The organism is Rhizobium sp. R693 (assembly GCF_002211315.1).
Classification (GTDB): domain Bacteria; phylum Pseudomonadota; class Alphaproteobacteria; order Rhizobiales; family Rhizobiaceae; genus Rhizobium.
This window is the reverse complement of sequence record NZ_LOKY01000047.1, coordinates 39,911-54,669: the sequence shown is the minus strand read 5'-3', so window position 1 is coordinate 54,669 and position 14,759 is coordinate 39,911. Positions and strand designations below refer to the sequence as shown.

Sequence of the window (14,759 nt, the reverse complement as noted above, 5' to 3'; positions counted from 1 at the left end):
CGTTACCGCAGCTGGCACAGGCGCTGCAATTGCGATTGCGCCCAGTTCCGTCCAACATCCTGGGTATCCGGCAATTCCGATAAAAGGCTTCCGATCTCGCCATCAATTTCGATGTGAGTGTCGGTGATCTTGCAGGCTCCCACATCGAGTGAGACGGTTGCGACCACCTTGCCCTCTACGGGAGCCATCTGAAAGAGCGCGTTGTCGCCCGTCTCGCAGGTCAAAAGTGCCGTCGCCTTGATGGATGCGAGACTATCTCCCGTCAAACAGACATCTGCAGAAATAACCTTGAAACGGCTGGTTCGATTTGGGCCTACGGGAAGCTGTTCGCACAATTGCGCGGTCGATATCGCTCGCTCTACAGCCGGCCATTCCGGACTACTCATCGCCGATTTGCAGCCCGCCCAGGCCGGAACCAGTGACATCGCGAGCAAGCCAACGGCAATGCCTGCAACCCTGCATGGCTTTTCTCCAGAGTTCATTTCCGCCTCCTCGAGTCCTACCATGGAATCAAACCGGTGATTCCTGAGTTTTTGATGGCAGGACTCTCAAAGGAAGAAGCGTATCCACAGGTTGGATAGTTGCCCCGCCGCGATCACGCGTGCGCCGCTTCCCAGCCCAGGATCGCACGCTTGCGGGTAAGGCCCCAGTGATAGCCGGTCAGGGCCCCACCCTTGCCGACCGCCCGATGACAGGGAACAACGAATGAAATCGGGTTCGCACCAACCGCAGCTCCGACCGCGCGCATCGCTTTCGGCCGCCCAATGTCATTGGCGATATCGCTATAGGTGACGGCCTTGCCAAAGGGTATCTTCAGCAGGCTTTCCCATACCTCCACCTGGAAGTCGGTGCCGATCAGAACGACCCGCAACGGCTGGTCTGACGTCCAGCGTCCGGGCTGAAATATACGCTCGGCATAGGGCGCCGTCGCCTCGGCGTCCTGGACATATGTCGCATTCGGCCAGCGGCATGTCATGTCGTCAAGACAGGCCGCCTCGTCCCCAAGATCGCTGAATGCAAGTCCGGCGAGTCCACGGTCGGTGGCCATCACAAGCGCGACGCCGAACGGCGAAGGATGGAAGCCGTAGCGGATCGTCAGTCCTCCGCCCTTGGCTTTCCATTCGCCCGGCGACATGGCCTCGTGCGTCACGAAGAGATCGTGCAAGCGGCTGGGGCCAGAAAGCCCAACCTCGATCGATGTCTCCAGCAGAGGCATCGCTTCCTCACGGAGAAGCCGCTTTGCGTGATCGAGCGTGACGGCCTGCAGAAATGCCTTCGGAGACAGGCCCGCCCATCGCGTGAATGTCTTCTGCAACTGCGTCGGCGATTGCTTGAGCCGCGCTGCGATCATTTCAAGAGACGGCTGATCGCGATAGTCCTCGGTGATGAGTTCGATCACCTGGCGCACGGTTTCGTAATCAGAGCCGTCGGGCGTGATGTCGTTGTTCAGCTTGGCTACCATATTCATGATCTTTCTCCTTGTACCAAGGAGATAGTCAAGTGAACCCTCGCAAACCACCCGATTCTTGCGTGCCGATCAAATCCGCTGCTTGACGGTGGCAAGCGCGCCTTTGAAGGCCTTGGCGAAGCTCTCGCGGTCATCAGGGTTGAGGAAGGAGCCTATGTCCGTGCCTCTTCCCTCGCCGGAAATATACATGGAAAGGATGCCGATTTCCTGATGCCGGCGAACGAAAAAACGCGTCCAGAACGGATTGAAGTGGTGCTCGATCATCCGACCGGAAGGCGCGAATTTGCGGACGGAAATATCGGTACGCGACACCGTCACTTCCTCCCGCACTCGACCGGAACGGTAGTTCAGCCAGAAAGCGCCGTAGAGCAGCAAAAAATCCAACCCGAAAAAGAAACCGATCGGCCAGGCGCCGGTGGCCACGAAGAACATGCCATACATGCAGCAGACCACGCCGGTCAGCAGCAGCAACACCTTGAAGCCTTTGCGGCCAAGCGACCGGTACGGAAAAAGCTCCGCGGCAAAAACAGGTTGTTCGTCGGCCCTATCGCCGTTGCTTTCCATCATGGCTGCCAAGTATAGATTTTCCATGCCAACTCCGAAACTCAAATCCACCGCCACATCGTCGCTGAACTCGAAAGTGATCGTTCGCAGCAAGAAACCAGCAGCAGTCCGCTCGGCCTATTCCGAAGCCGAGCGTGAGGAGATATTCCGCCGCTTTTGCGTGCAGCGCCCCGAGCCGAGGGGCGAACTGGAACACACCAACCCCTTCACGCTCGTCGTCGCCGTCGCGCTCTCCGCCCAGGCGACGGACGCAGGCGTCAACAAGGCGACGCGGGCACTCTTCAAGATCGCCGACACGCCCGAAAAGATGCTGGCGCTCGGCGAAGAGCGGGTACGCGATTACATCAAGACGATCGGCCTCTATCGAAACAAGGCCAAGAACGTCATCGCTCTCTCGCAGATGCTGGTCGACAAGTTCGATGGCGCCGTGCCGCGGACACGCGACGAATTGGTGACGCTGCCCGGTGTTGGCCGCAAGACCGCCAATGTCGTACTCTCCATGGCCTTCGGCCAGGCAACGATGGCAGTGGATACCCACATCTTCCGGATCGCCAACCGCATCAAGCTGGCGCCGGGCAAGACGCCCGATGAGGTCGAGGTACGCCTGATGAAGGTGGTGCCAAAACACTACCTCTACCATGCCCACCACTGGCTAATCCTGCATGGCCGCTACACCTGCAAGGCGCGCAAGCCGGAATGCGAACGCTGCGTTATCGCCGATATCTGCAAGTCACCCGAAAAGACCTGCGACGTTCCAGCGCCGCTGGTCGAGCTACCACCGCAAGTTATCGGCGAGGCCGTCGAGTAAGACCGGTGCATGCTTCAGCATGCTCGACATGACATCTAACCGCGAGCGCCTGCGTCCTGGCAGGAAATCAGCTTGTGCAGATGCACCATCAATCCTGCGGCGAAGAGCGGCGTCAGCAAGTTGACGATAGGAACGGCGAGGAAGGCGGCGATGACAAGCCCCGCGAGGAAGACTGTCGCCGCATGTTTGGCGCGGAACGCCCTTGCCTCCTGCGGCGACCGGAACCGCATCGCGGCAAACTCGAAGAACTCGCGGCCGAGCAGATAGCCATTGACCAGAAAAAAGGCAATGAGGTTGACGCCCGGCACGAAGAGCAGGATGAGCGCGACGATATTACCGAGGACGATCACCCCTAGAAACTTGATCGAACTTGCGAGCGCCGGACCGAGCGGCATCGCGGTGCCGGGCGGATCCGAGGGATAATCCGTCTTTTCAACCACCTCGGCCACATCGTCGAGAAACAGGCCGGCGATCAGCGCCGTTACCGGTGACAGCAACAGCGCCAATCCGAGCGCCAGCCCTATGCCGGCTGCGATCGCAAACACGAAGCCGAGCCACCCTGCCCAATCCGGCATGGCAGGAAAAAAGCTGGCAATCCACGGGAAGACAAACGATATAAAGGCACTGCGTAATGCCAGCCAAAGTCCGACGAGCACCAGAAGCGTCAACCCTAGGACCTTCCAAAAAACTGAGCGCGTTTCTGCCGCCAAAAGATTGATTAGGGATAGGCGAGCCGCCTGAAAGATCATTTTGGGGTCTCCGGTTGCAACAACCATGTAGGAAACCGAACTTTGAACGGCAAGGCTGAAATAAATCCGGCAGATCGACCCAAAACTTGTCGGGAAAGCTATGTTAATATATAGTAATTTATCATCTAAGATTGATTTATCCTGAGAGAAGCTTCCGGAATAGTTGCAAACGACAAGGGTTGTCTGCTTATCCGAGAAATGCTTCCGGGAAGATCTGGACGGCTGACGTGGAAGATTTTGTTCAAAAGCTCCGCCAATACGCCAAGTCCGGCACCCCGGCCGAACGACGAATCGCGAAATACTTCTCGGAACATCTGAACGACCTCCCTTTCGAAACCGCCGCTTCCGTTGCCGACCGGCTGGATTTGAGCCCCATGACGGTGGGCCGTTTTCTTCGGGCGCTTGGTTATCAAGGACTCGACAGCGTCAAGATCCATATCCGCGAGACGAACACCATTTCGCCCACGCAACTGCAGGCATCGCTCACGCAATTGCAGACCGACGCCTCCGCCGGCAAGCCGTTGGCCGTCCTTGTTTCCGAGCAGATTCAGGCACTGCACCATATTTACCACCTGACGGGCCAACCGCAGTGGAGCGAAGCGGTATCGATGATCGCTGCCGCGGGGGAGGTATTCGTCGCCACGCACGCGCGATTATCCGGCTTTGCGTCCCACTTCGCGCAGCGATTGACGCACGCCCGAGACGGCGTTCGTGCGCTTGACGGAACAGGCAGCCGTTTCGCCGAGCTTTTCGCACGACTGGATGGCACCGACGCCCTGCTGATCGTGATCGACAGCCGGCGCTTCGGCAAAGCCCGGCTGCTGGCCCGAACGGCGCGGCGCTACGGATACAAGGTCATCCTGATTACCGCACAAGGCGCCAATTGGATTCCGGATCAGGCCAATCTTGTGCTCGCTCTTCCACCCGCCCGATCCGAGGACGACGACAACCTGCCGCCGCTCATGGGTCTGCTCGACTGTCTTTCAGAAGCTGTCATCGCCGCCGCCGGAGAACAAGCGAGCGCCCGCACCCGTCGCATGGCCGAATTCGGCAACGTGCTTGGAGAGGGCGGAAACCGCTAGGCCCTACTCCATCGCTTCCAGTTCGGCGCGGTGGCGATACATGGCGAGCAGTCTGCGATAATCGCGGTCGTAAAGGGCTTGTTTGGTAGCATTCGGCAATCGCTCTTCGCCGCCCGGATACATGGCCGACCCTGCTTCCGCAAGATTGCCATAGAGACCGCACGCAACGGAAGCGGCCATCGCCGTGCCTAGCAGCACCGCCTCATTCATCTTCGGCACCACGACCTTGCAGCCGGTTGCATCCGAATAGAGTTCCATCAGCACGGGGTTCTTCACATGGCCGCCCGCGACATGCAGCGTATCGGGCACGTAGCCGTACTCCTTCATCTGCTCGAGGATGTGACGAATCCCCAGCGCGATGGCCACGGCGGCGCGCCAATAGAGCGCGCAGAGCCCGTCGAAGGACGTGTCGAGCGTCAGGCCACTGATACCGCCGACGGCATGCGGGTCGGCAAGCGGCGAGCGGTTGCCGTGGAAATCCGGCAGGACAAAGATGCGAGCGCCGAATTCGTCGCCCTCTTCGGCGCGAAGTTGCGCGATGCGTAGGACGATCTTCTGATGCAGCGTCGCCGTCGGCTCGCCACCGGCCGCGTGCATTCGCACGATATGGTCGAGCAACGCGCCTGTTGCCGATTGCCCTGCCTCGACCAGCCAGGATTCCGGGAAAACCGCCTCGTAGTATGGACCCCACATGCCGTGGCTTGGCTTGCGCTCGCGCGAGAACGACACGATGCAGCTCGATGTGCCGGCAATGAGCGCCAGTTGGCGTTCCAGCCTGCGTGCATCCTGTGCCTCGCCACCAAGCGTGCCGAGAGCCCCGGCATAGGCGTCGATCATGCCTGAAGAAACATGGCACGCGGTTGTCAATCCGAGGGCCGAGGCGGCCTCCTGCGTCAGCGTCCCGACGCTCTCGCCGACCGGGACCGTCTCCTCCGGCAACCGTCCGCGTTCTAGGAGATCATCGAGCCCGATCTGTGCGAGAAAGTCCTTCCGCCAACCCTTGTCGAGATGGGCAAGATAGTTCCATTTGGCTGTCAGTGTGCAGCGCGAACGGGCAAGCGCGCCGGTTGCCTTCCAGGTCATGAAATCGGCAAGATCGAACAGATAGCCGGTATTCATCCAGGTACCGGGCAGCTTCTTCTTCAGCCACATCAGCTTGGGCATTTCCATTTCCGGCGACATGAAATGCCCGGAATGCTCCAACACGGGATGTTTCGTCGCCGTGCAGAAGTCAGCCTCCTTCAGCGCCCGATGGTCGAGCCAGACGATCGTGTCGAAACGCCGTTCTCCGCCGGTGGAAACACTGATCTGGCCGCCGTCGACATCGCGCACGACGAGCGAGCAGGTGGCGTCGAAGCCGATGGCACCCACCGATGCCGGTGCCGCGCCCGATTGCTCCATCGCCTTGCGTACGACAATGCAGACCGCCGACCAGATATCTTCGGAATCGTGTTCGGCGTGGTTCTCACGCGGCCGATTCATGATGATCGGGTGTTCCGCCTTGCCCAGCAGCGCGCCGCGAGCGTCGAAGACGCCGGCGCGCGCACTGCCCGTGCCGATATCGACCGCAACCACATGCTGAGGCATTAAAGGTGCATCCCGTCCTGCTTATGTTTTCGGACAAGGTGGATCAAATCCGGCATCGCGTCAAACACGGCTTCGGGAGAAAGCCGGTCAAGTTCAGCGCGATAGCCGGAAAAATTGGCGTGCGAGCCGCCGGTGAAAGCAAACACCGTCATGCCTGCGGCCTTCGCCGCCTCGATCCCCGCCGGGCTGTCTTCCACGACGACGCAATTGGCCGGATCGACGTTCATTTCGCGCGCGGCATGAAGAAAAAGGTCCGGCGCCGGCTTGCCGTGCTTGACCATCGTCGCGCTGAAGATATCAGGCAGCCGATCGATCAGGCCGGTGACCGTCAGCGACAGGCGGATGCGCTCCACCTGGCTCGAAGACGCGACGCAACAGGGAATCCCAAGTCGATCGATCGTTTCACCAATCCCATCGATCGGCTTCAATTCCCTGCGAAACCGGGCGTAGAGATCGGTGCGGATCTGCTCGAGAAATTCCTGGCCGGGGTGAACGTTGTATTCTGTCCTCATCGTCTCGATCACCGTCGCGAGACTGCGTCCCAGGAAACGGCCATAAACCTCCTCCTCGGTGATCGGCACATCGAGATCGTTCATTGCCTTGACGAGGACGCTCACCGATATCGGCTCGCTGTCGACGAGAACGCCGTCGCAATCGAAAATGACCAGCCGTGTTTCAGCCTTAGCCATGACAGACCCAATCGCAGTTGGTGCAGAAATTCCGTCCGCCGGATCTGGCGGAGGGTGGCAACGGGAATGCCGCCACCAATCCTTACACAGCAAGCTTGTTGTCGAGATAAAGCTGCAGGGTTGCGCGCGTACCCTTTTCCCACAGGGTTTTCAGTGCGTGGGCAAAGCGCTTGCGGAACACCTCGGATTTCGACACCTCGCCGAAGATGTCGTCGAAGGAGAGGAAGACCATCGGATCGTCCTTCGCTTTCAGTGCTGCCGCATGCAGCCGGTCGGCACTGGCATCGTTGAAGGCGATATCCTTGCCGCTATCGGTCTTGCCCGCAAAGTAGCGGCACCACAGCGCCGACACCAACGCTAGGCCGACAACATCCCTGCCCTGGTTCAGATTGTCGAGCGTCGACGGCAGGATGAATTTCGGCTGCCGGTTCGATCCATCCTGCGCCAGGCGTGGGATGGTGTCGGCAATCTTGGGATTGAGCAGCCGACGCTCGATCAGCGCGAAATAATCGGTCAGCGAAGTGTCAGGCACCGGTGGAACGATCGGAATGATCTCTTCCTTTTCCAGCTTGGCGAGGAAGGCGCGGATCAGCGGGTCTTCCATCGAGTCATGCACGAAATGGATGTCCATCAGCGCTGCCGGATAGGCAATCGCCGCGTGTCCTCCGTTCAGGATGCGGATCTTCATGTGCTCGTAGGGCGTCACATCAGGCACGAAGGTGACGCCGACCTTCTCTAGCGCCGGACGCCCCGCCGTGAACTTGTCTTCCAGCACCCACTGCTTGAACTCTTCGCAATAGACCGGCCAGTTGTCCTCGATGCCGAAGGCGTCCTTCAGAAGATCGATTTCGCGCTGCCCCGTCGCCGGCGTGATGCGGTCCACCATCGCGTTCGGGAAGGCGACATTCGCCTTGATCCAGTCGGCGAAGGCGGGATCGGAAAGCCGCGCCGTGCCGATAACGGCGTTCGAGGTCACGACGCCGTTATGCGGAATGTTGTCGCACGACATGACGGTGAAAGGCACGATACCCTTCTCTTTACGCGCCTTGAGGCCGGCGACGATAAGACCGAAGACCGTCTTCGGTCCGGACGGATTCTGGCCATCCGCGGCGATCGCCGGATGACCCGGATTGAACTTGCCGGACGCGTCGATGAAATAGCCACCCTCGGTGATTGTCATCGAAACGATGCGGATTACGGGATCGGCAAGCTTTGCGATGATCGTCTTTGCGTCGCCGACCGGCAGAATGTCGATCATCGGCGCGGTGACGCGCGCGGCCGTCTTGTTGTTGTCCTGCTCGACGACGGTCGTCAGGAAGTCTTGCGCGGCGAGCTTTTCGCGCATCGCCGCGTCGGAGGGGAGAATGCCCGCGCCGATGATCGCCCAGTCATGATCCTTACCCAGATTGAACAGGTCGTCGAGATAGATCGCCTGGTGGGCGCGGTGGAAATTGCCCACGCCGAAGTGCACGATGCCCGCCTTCAGCGTCGCCCGCTCATAGGTCGGCACGGCGGCCGTTTTTGCCGCCTCGGAAAGCGTTGCCAGCGATAGTTTGCACGTCATGTCTCAGTCCTCTTGAAGGTCTTCGGGATCAGCTATGATCCCGGTATCGGCACGCCGGACACCTTGTCCGGCGTCGCTCTCGTCCCCCACCCGGCAACAATGCGCTCAGATGGCGAGGCCGCCTTCGTTGAATTTGTGGATCCGCGTCTTATCGGGCGTCAGATAAACAACATCGCCGGCCTTTGCCGGAAAGTCGCCACCGCCACGCGCCGTGACATGATCGATACCCTCGACATCGACATGCAGAAAGGTGTCCGCACCGAGATGCTCGGCGACCATGACCTTACCCTTCCAATCGCCGCCTTCGGTCGACAGCAACACATGCTCCGGCCGCACACCGATCGTGGGCGCGCCAAGCTGCGCGGCATACTGGCCCTTCACGAAATTCATCTTCGGCGAACCGATGAAGCCCGCGACGAAAAGGTTGCGCGGCTTGTGATAGAGCTCCAGCGGCGAGCCGACCTGCTCGATATTGCCGCGGTTCAGAACAACGATCTTGTCGGCCATGGTCATGGCTTCGACCTGGTCGTGGGTGACGTAGATCATCGTCGTTTTCAGCTGCTGGTGCAGTTCACTGATCTCGAGGCGCATGTTGACGCGAAGGGCCGCGTCCAGGTTCGAAAGCGGCTCGTCGAAAAGGAAGGCCGACGGCTGGCGCACAATGGCACGGCCGATCGCGACACGCTGGCGCTGACCGCCCGAGAGCTGACGCGGCTTGCGCTCGAGATAGTCGGTGAGGTTGAGGACCCGCGCAGCGTCTGCGACCTTTCTGTCGATCTCCGCCTTGTCGACGCCGGCCATCTTCAACGGGAATGCGATGTTGTTGCGCACGCTCATATGCGGATAGAGCGCATAGGACTGGAACACCATCGCGAGGCCGCGTTCGGACGGCGCCTTCTCGGTCGCGTCCTTGCCATCGATGACAATATTGCCTCCCGACACATCCTCGAGGCCTGCAATCAGCCTGAGAAGTGTGGACTTGCCGCAGCCCGAGGGGCCGACGAAGACGACGAACTCACCGTCCTTGATGTCGAGGTCGATCGACGGGATGACCTTGGCTTCACCGAAGACCTTCGAGACTTTCTGAAGGGTAATGCTGCCCATGTTTCTCTCCCTGATATATTATTTCACCGCGCCGAAGGTCAGGCCGCGGACGAGTTGTTTCTGCGAGAACCAGCCGAGGATCAGGATCGGGGCGATCGCCATCGTGGAGGCCGCCGAAAGCTTGGCGTAAAACAGGCCTTCGGGGCTGGAGTAGGACGCAATGAACGCCGTCAGCGGCGCCGCTTTCGAGGCGCTGAGGTTCAGCGTCCAGAAGGCCTCGTTCCAGGCCAGGATGATGTTGAGGAGCAGTGTTGAGGCAATGCCCGGCACCGCCATCGGCGTCAGCACGTAGATGATCTCCTTGAGAAGCGAGGCGCCGTCCATCCGGGCCGCCTCCAGGATTTCGCCAGGAATTTCCTTGAAGTAGGTGTAGAGCATCCACACGATGATCGGCAGGTTGATCAGCGTCAGCACGATCACCAGTCCAAAACGGCTGTCGAGCAAGCCCGAGTTGCGGAACAGCAGGTAGATCGGGATGAGCGCGCCGACTGGAGGCATCATCTTCGTGGACAGCATCCACATCAGAAGATCCTTCGTCCGCTTGGTCGGCGAGAACGCCATGGCCCAGGCGGCGGGGATGGCGATGATCAGACCGATCAGCGTCGAGCCAAAGGAAATGATCACCGAGTTCATGAAGTGGCTGAGATAGTTTGAGCGGCTCTGTACCTCCGCATAGCTCTCGGTTGTCCAGTGGAAGAACAGGAACTGCGGCGGCGAGGCGATGGCATCCGCTTCCGTTTTGAAGCTGGTCAGGAACGTCCAGAGGATCGGGAAGAAGATCAGGATGCCGAGCGTCCAGGCGATCGCCGTCATGACCACTTTGCGTCGAGTTGAGACCTTTCTAGCCATCTCAAGCCTCCAGATTCTTGCCGACAAGGCGCACGAGGAAGATCGCAACGATGTTGGCGAGGATGACCGCGACGATACCGCCCGCCGAGGCGCCGCCGATATCGAATTGCAGCAGTGCCTGCGCGTAAACGAGGAAGGTAAGGTTCGTGCTCTGCGTACCGGGACCGCCGTTCGTGGTGACCAGGATTTCAGCAAAGACCGAGAGCAGGAAGATCGTCTGGATCAGGATCACCACGGTAATGGCGCGGGCCATGTGTGGCAGGATGATGTAGATGAACTTCGAGATCGCACCGGCGCCATCCATCTCGGCGGCTTCCTTCTGCTCTTCATCGAGCGACTGCAATGCCGTCAGCATGATGAGGGTCGCAAAAGGCAGCCACTGCCAGGCAACGATGAGAATGATCGAAAACAGCGGCGCATTCGCCAGCCAGTCGTAAGGCTGCAGGCCGAACGCCTTGGCAAGATGCGCGAAGAGCCCGTTGACCGGGTTCATGAACATGTTCTTCCACACCAGCGCCGCGACAGTCGGCATGACGAAGAAGGGCGCGATCACCAGGATGCGCACGATCCCCTGCCCGTAAATATCCTGGTCGAGCAGCAACGCGAACAGGATGCCACCGATGACAGTGATCAACAGCACTCCAACTACCAGCAGCAACGTGTTGATCAACGCAGAGAGAAAGGCCGGGTCGGTCAGGAAATATTTATAGTTCAGGAAACCGACGAAGGTTTCCATGCCCGGGCTGAGCAAATTGTAGTTCAGCGTCGAGAAGTAGATCGTCATCACGAGCGGGACGATCATCCACAGGAAGAGAAGCACAACGGACGGTGCGACCATCATTCGCGCTGCGGAGCGGGTGTGTAACGTTGCCATGGCGATGACCGATCCTGTTTAAGCGGAGACGGCTGCGGAGCAGCAGAGAAAAAAGGGGGTCGCCAACGCAGTTTGGGCAATTCGGCGACCCAGACGGGCGGGGAGGTCAAAGGCCCCGCCTTCTCAGGAGGTTATTTATTTGATGTAACCAGCCTTGGTCATTTCGCGGGTCGTCAGCTGCTGTGCGCTCTGCAGGGCCTGCTCGACCGAAACCTGGCCGGCTAGAGCTGCGGAGAACTGCTGGCCTACAGCCGTGCCGATACCCTGGAATTCAGGGATGGCGACGAACTGAACACCGACATAGGGGACCGGCTTGACGGTTGGCTTGGTCGGATCGGCCGCGTTGATGCTGTCGAGCGTCATCTTCGCGAACGGAGCTGCCTTCTGGTAATCCGCATTCGCATAGAGCGACGTGCGTGTACCGGGAGGTGCGTTCAGCCAACCTTCCTTCTCGGCGACGAGGTTGGTGTAATCCTTGCTCGTCGCCCAGGCGACGAACTTCTCAGCCGCTTCTACCTTCTGCGAGCCTGCCGGGACCGCGAGGTTCCAGGCCCAGAGCCAGTTGCCGCGCTTGCCGAGACCCTTGTCCGGAGCCAGAGCGAAGCCGACCTTGTCGGCCACGGTGGATTCCTTCGGGTTGCTGACGAAGGACGCAGCAACGGTCGCATCGATCCACATGCCGCACTTGCCGGTCTGGAAGAGCGCCAGGTTTTCGTTGAAGCCGTTTGATGAAGCACCAGGAGGGCCGGCTTCCTTCATCAGGTTTACGTAGAAGTTCAGCGTGTCCTTCCACTCCGGCTGATCGAACTGCGGCTTCCACTGTTCATCGAACCAGCGTGCGCCGAAGGAGTTCGACATCGCCGTCAGGAAGGCCATGTTTTCACCCCAGCCTGCCTTGCCGCGCAGGCAGATGCCGTAGATTTCCTTGTCCTTGTTGGTGATCTTCTTCGCGGCGTCCGCGATGAAATCCCAGGTCGGCGCGTCGGGCATCTTCAGGCCGGCGGCATCGAACAGGTCCTTGCGGTACATGACCATCGAGCTTTCACCGTAGAACGGCGCTGCATAGAGCTTGCCGTCTGCGGTGAGGCCGCTGCGAATAGCTGGCAGCAGGTCGTCAACGTCGTAATCCTTGCCGAGATTATCGAGCGGCAGAAGCCAGCCCTGCTTTGCCCAGATCGGAACTTCGTAGGTACCGATTGTCAGGACGTCGTACTGACCGCCCTTGGTCGCGATGTCGGTCGTAACCTTCTGGCGCAGGACGTTTTCTTCGAGGGTGACCCACTCGAGATCAATGCCGGGGTTCTTTTTCTTGAAGTCGTCCGTCAGCTTCTGCATCCGGATCATGTCGCCGTTGTTGACGGTCGCGATCGTTAGCGTTTCAGCCGAAGCCATGCCGGCAAACGCCAGTGCTGAGCAGGCGCCCAGCAGAAGAGTTCTCAATGTCATATCTTCCTCCCAGAAGATGGGTGCGAGCATTCGCTTTGCTCATGGGCAATTACTCACCTTCAGGAAGAAAATGTCAATTGCCATTCGTTGCTGCGTTAGCGAGCGTCTGCATTATCTAATTGAAAATAAAAGAATATATTTTTGCTCACGCCTTGAGCAAATATTCGGCCGTGTCTTCGTCAGTGATCAACGCATTGATTTGGTGGCCCATGACGGCCGCTTTGATCGCCTTGAATTTGCGCTTTCCCTTGCCGATTCCGATGACGGTCGACGACTCACGCGAAGGGATCGACGCCGAGGCGACCCGCTCGTTGATCGGGTTGTCGAGCAGCTTTCCCTCGCCGTCGAACACCCAGCCGCAGATCTCGCCGACGGCGCCGTTGCGCATCAGCTCCATCATCTCATCCTTCTCGAGAAAACCATCGACGCAGAGCGGTCCATCAATGCCGAGCTCGCCGATACCGACGAAGGTGACATCCGCCTGGGCGCTGATTTCCAGTGTCGAGCGGACGAGCTGCTGGCCGTGCAGGGTCTCCCTCTCCTCAGCCGACGTCACAAGAACCGGAAGCGGCATCGGGAAGTGCCGCGCCTTCACGGCATCGGCCATACTGAAGATGACGTTGTAGTAGGCGGCCGAACCGTCGGGGGCGATGTTGCCGGTCAGCGACACGATGCGATGGTTGGGACATTCAATGGCGGGCAGCTGGTCGACCGCGGCCTTCAACGTTCGCCCCGTCCCGACCGCCAACACGATCGGATCCGGGCGCTTCAGCCAGCGCTCGATTTCAGCCGCTGCGGCCTCCGCGATGCCGACCGTCGTCGAGCTCGAACCCGGGTCGCTCGGCACGACCTCGACATGCTTGAGGCTGAACTTCTTGCGCACGGCATCGGCGAGTTCCAGGCAAGCGGCGATCGGATGGTCGAGCCGCACCTTGATTAACCGTTCGGCAACGGCGAGCGATACCAGACGCTGGGCCGATTGCCGCGAAATCCCCATGGAAGAGGCAATCTCATCCTGCGTCCGCCCCGCCACGTAATAGAGCCATCCTGCACGCGCCGCGTCATCCAGCCGTCCCGAAGTCTCGGATTTTCTTACCATGAAGTCTCTACCATGCTGAAAGGACCGGCAGCAGCCGGCGCGAGATGCAGATGCGGCAGATCAAACCAGAAATCGGGCAAATGTCGAGTGCATTGAGAAAATGCACAGCCAATTTTGACTTGCTTCGTGACGGCGGATGCCATCGGCTTGTCATCTTTGTCGATCAAGCCTTGCTTGACCAAGGGTTGAACTGCGGGCTAACTGGCGCCGAGGAAAAAAGCTGTGCGAATTCTGCTGGTTGAAGATGACAGGCTGATCGGTGGAGCGGTGCGCGATCACGTCGCTGCAGCCAATCATGCCGTCGACTGGGTGCAAAACCTCGTCGATGCCGATGCTGCGGCTAGACCTGTCGACTATGGGCTGATCCTTCTCGACCTTCAGCTTCCCGACGGCAGCGGCGTCGAGTTTCTTCGCCGGCTCCGTGAAAGAGGCCTGAAGACACCCGTCATCATCCTGACGGCACGAGATCAGATCTCGGATCGCATCGATGGACTGAACGCCGGCGCCGACGACTATCTCGTCAAGCCATTCCACCTGGACGAACTGGAAGCGCGTATCATGGCGGTCGCGCGTCGTTATGACGCCAATCCGCATCCCGTGCTGCGCATTTCCGATATCGAAATCAACCGGCCCCTGCATCAGCTTTCCGTGGCCGGCGAAACGATCATCCTCACAAGCCGCGAATGGGCGGTGCTCGACCTGTTGACGGCGCGGCCCGGGGCGATCGTTCCGAAGGACCGGATCGAGGAAGCGCTCTACGCGTTCGGCTCGGAGATCGAAAGCAATACGGTCGAGGTTTACGTAAGTCGCCTGCGCAAGAAGATCGGCAAGGACCGGATCCGCACGGCACGCGGCATCGGTTATACGCTTGGATGA

General features: G+C 59.6%; 16 protein-coding genes. 4 read left to right on the top strand and 12 right to left on the bottom strand.

Annotated features, from left to right (window positions below):
* Positions 1-2: 2 nt before the first annotated feature.
* The 3 genes from ATY79_RS26525 to ATY79_RS26515 form a co-directional block, all read right to left on the bottom strand.
* Positions 3-482 carry a hypothetical protein gene (locus ATY79_RS26525; RefSeq protein WP_088692182.1) on the bottom strand — a complete coding sequence of 160 codons (480 nt, stop codon included), beginning with the start codon at positions 480-482 and terminating at the stop codon, positions 3-5.
* A 113-nt stretch (positions 483-595) separates the two neighbouring features.
* Entirely contained in the window at positions 596-1,468 is an 873-nt protein-coding gene (locus ATY79_RS26520) for a bifunctional helix-turn-helix domain-containing protein/methylated-DNA--[protein]-cysteine S-methyltransferase (RefSeq protein ID WP_088692183.1), read from the bottom strand.
* A 69-nt stretch (positions 1,469-1,537) separates the two neighbouring features.
* Positions 1,538-2,035: a DUF2244 domain-containing protein gene (locus ATY79_RS26515; RefSeq protein ID WP_088692230.1), complete on the bottom strand. Its 498-nt coding sequence runs from the start codon at positions 2,033-2,035 to the stop codon at positions 1,538-1,540.
* Between the two features lie 22 nt (positions 2,036-2,057).
* Here ATY79_RS26515 and nth point away from each other — a divergent pair, with 22 nt between their 5' ends.
* A complete protein-coding gene (nth, locus tag ATY79_RS26510; protein WP_088692184.1) occupies positions 2,058-2,840 on the top strand; it encodes an endonuclease III in 783 nt (260 codons plus the stop codon).
* A 35-nt stretch (positions 2,841-2,875) separates the two neighbouring features.
* On the opposite strand, the gene ATY79_RS26505 is transcribed toward nth, so the two are convergent.
* Complete coding sequence (locus ATY79_RS26505; protein ID WP_088705433.1) at positions 2,876-3,589, bottom strand: sulfate transporter family protein; 714 nt, start codon at positions 3,587-3,589, stop codon at positions 2,876-2,878.
* 227 nt (positions 3,590-3,816) lie between these two features.
* Here ATY79_RS26505 and ATY79_RS26500 point away from each other — a divergent pair, with 227 nt between their 5' ends.
* Complete coding sequence (locus ATY79_RS26500) at positions 3,817-4,671, top strand: MurR/RpiR family transcriptional regulator (RefSeq protein ID WP_088692186.1); 855 nt, start codon at positions 3,817-3,819, stop codon at positions 4,669-4,671.
* Positions 4,672-4,674: 3 nt separating this feature from the next.
* Here the strand turns inward: ATY79_RS26500 and ATY79_RS26495 are convergent, their stop codons facing one another.
* From ATY79_RS26495 to ATY79_RS26460, 8 genes are all read right to left on the bottom strand, one after another.
* Positions 4,675-6,258 (bottom strand): FGGY-family carbohydrate kinase, encoded by a 1,584-nt coding sequence (locus ATY79_RS26495; RefSeq protein ID WP_088705432.1) that lies wholly within the window; start codon positions 6,256-6,258, stop codon positions 4,675-4,677.
* Complete coding sequence (locus ATY79_RS26490) at positions 6,258-6,947, bottom strand: HAD family hydrolase (protein ID WP_088692188.1); 690 nt, start codon at positions 6,945-6,947, stop codon at positions 6,258-6,260. Before ATY79_RS26490 ends, ATY79_RS26495 begins: the two co-directional genes overlap by 1 nt.
* 82 nt (positions 6,948-7,029) lie before the next feature.
* Positions 7,030-8,511, bottom strand: a complete 1,482-nt coding sequence (locus ATY79_RS26485) for a mannitol dehydrogenase family protein (protein WP_088692189.1) — start codon at positions 8,509-8,511, stop codon at positions 7,030-7,032.
* A gap of 105 nt (positions 8,512-8,616) precedes the next feature.
* Complete coding sequence (locus ATY79_RS26480; protein ID WP_088692190.1) at positions 8,617-9,615, bottom strand: ABC transporter ATP-binding protein; 999 nt, start codon at positions 9,613-9,615, stop codon at positions 8,617-8,619.
* An 18-nt stretch (positions 9,616-9,633) separates the two neighbouring features.
* Positions 9,634-10,464, bottom strand: coding sequence for a carbohydrate ABC transporter permease (locus ATY79_RS26475; protein ID WP_088692191.1), 831 nt, complete (start codon positions 10,462-10,464; stop codon positions 9,634-9,636).
* Between the two features lies 1 nt (position 10,465).
* Entirely contained in the window at positions 10,466-11,338 is an 873-nt protein-coding gene (locus tag ATY79_RS26470; RefSeq protein ID WP_088692192.1) for a sugar ABC transporter permease, read from the bottom strand.
* Positions 11,339-11,473: 135 nt separating this feature from the next.
* Positions 11,474-12,784, bottom strand: coding sequence for a sugar ABC transporter substrate-binding protein (locus tag ATY79_RS26465; RefSeq protein WP_088692231.1), 1,311 nt, complete (start codon positions 12,782-12,784; stop codon positions 11,474-11,476).
* Between the two features lie 145 nt (positions 12,785-12,929).
* Positions 12,930-13,883: a sugar-binding transcriptional regulator gene (locus tag ATY79_RS26460; protein WP_088692193.1), complete on the bottom strand. Its 954-nt coding sequence runs from the start codon at positions 13,881-13,883 to the stop codon at positions 12,930-12,932.
* Between the two features lie 50 nt (positions 13,884-13,933).
* On the opposite strand from ATY79_RS26460, the gene ATY79_RS31060 reads away from it, so the two are divergent.
* Together ATY79_RS31060 and ATY79_RS26450 are read left to right on the top strand one after the other, a co-directional pair.
* Positions 13,934-14,125, top strand: a complete 192-nt coding sequence (locus tag ATY79_RS31060; protein ID WP_189638082.1) for a hypothetical protein — start codon at positions 13,934-13,936, stop codon at positions 14,123-14,125.
* Positions 14,106-14,759 carry a response regulator gene (locus ATY79_RS26450; RefSeq protein ID WP_088692195.1) on the top strand — a complete coding sequence of 218 codons (654 nt, stop codon included), beginning with the start codon at positions 14,106-14,108 and terminating at the stop codon, positions 14,757-14,759. Before ATY79_RS31060 ends, ATY79_RS26450 begins: the two co-directional genes overlap by 20 nt.